This window comes from Paracraurococcus lichenis (genome assembly GCF_030657435.1).
GTDB classification, from domain to species: Bacteria; Pseudomonadota; Alphaproteobacteria; order Acetobacterales; family Acetobacteraceae; genus Paracraurococcus; species Paracraurococcus lichenis.
This window is the reverse complement of the sequence record NZ_JAUTWS010000491.1, coordinates 1-445: the sequence shown is the minus strand read 5'-3', so window position 1 is coordinate 445 and position 445 is coordinate 1. Positions and strand designations below refer to the sequence as shown.

Genomic DNA, 445 nt, shown 5'->3' with positions numbered 1-445 from the left:
TGGCCATTCCACGCCCACCTCGGTCGCGCCGCATCCGGCGCAGCGGAGGCGGGGCAACTGAACCATGACCTGACCGAACAGTGTGGCCATCGCGTGCTGGCGGTAGTCCTTGACCCGGCACCCATCACCACAGCCGCGGCACGCCGGACGGCGCACGGCATGGACCCGGGCCTGCGCGGCAACGATCTCCCGCTGCACGCCCGCCAGGAGCTGCTTGCCCTCGGCCAAGGTCAGGCCCAGGCTGGCCAGGTCGGTGAGGTCGTCAGGCTTGGTGATCTGCATGACCTCGGTGCTGTGTTCTTCGCCCGCAGCTCCGACGCTCACCAGCTTCACGATCCAGGCCACGCCGCCTCTACCTCAACGGGAACACTGGCCCAACAATACCCCTTCCAGCTGGCTCCCCCAATTTCGCGGCAGTCCCGCCGTGTGCGCCGGCGCTCGCCGC

1 pseudogene is annotated in these 445 nt (G+C 69.2%); it reads right to left on the bottom strand.

The window, feature by feature from the left end:
* Nucleotides 1-345, bottom strand: a pseudogene (locus tag Q7A36_RS40930) (hypothetical protein); the annotation flags it as partial.
* Nucleotides 346-445 lie beyond the last annotated feature (100 nt).